The sequence below is a fragment of the Thiohalocapsa halophila genome, from assembly GCF_016583825.1.
In the GTDB taxonomy this organism is placed as follows: domain Bacteria; phylum Pseudomonadota; class Gammaproteobacteria; order Chromatiales; family Chromatiaceae; genus Thiohalocapsa; species Thiohalocapsa halophila.
The window spans coordinates 1-562 of record NZ_NRRV01000278.1; the positions used below are offsets into that span (position 1 = coordinate 1).

The 562-nt window shown below is 56.6% G+C and carries 1 protein-coding gene; it reads right to left on the reverse strand.

All coding sequences use genetic code 11. The features are described from left to right. Positions 1-534, reverse strand: a 534-nt coding sequence (locus CKO31_RS26395; RefSeq protein ID WP_242475715.1) for an aminotransferase class I/II-fold pyridoxal phosphate-dependent enzyme, incomplete at its 3' end; no start/stop codon positions are given. Positions 535-562 lie beyond the last annotated feature (28 nt).

Consider the following 562-nt stretch of genomic DNA (forward strand, 5'->3'; position numbering starts at 1 on the left):
CAAAAAGGTGCCTTGCGGCTCCACGAGCTTGACTGCGGGTATTCGCTCCCGCAAGAACTTTTCAACAAATACGACGTTGCCTCGTAGGTATTCCAGGAGGTCGTCTAACCAAGGCGCTCCGTGGCGATAGGCTGCTTCCATTGCGACGGTTGAGAAGGCAGCTGGCTTATCGAGGGCAAGCCGAAAGGCAAAGCGGTCGAACATCTCTCGATACTCCGCGTCGGGTATGACGATGGCGGACTCGGTGACCGACGAGATGTTGAAGGTTTTCGCAGGCGAAAAGCAGGAGAAGGACATCTGCGCGGTTTGTTCGTCGACGACCGACGCATATGGATAGAAGCGATGACCCGGAAAGGTGAAATCGCCGTGGATCTCGTCGGCGATCACAAGGACGTCATGGCGGCGACAGATGTCTCCTACCCGTTGCAGTTCATGCTGCTGCCAGACCCGGCCAACAGGATTGTGGGGATTGCAGAGTATCAGCAGCCTGGTCCGGGGATTGGCCGCTTTTTGTTCAAGGTCATCGAAGTCCATGCGGTAGGTGGATCCGTCCCGAAGTAGG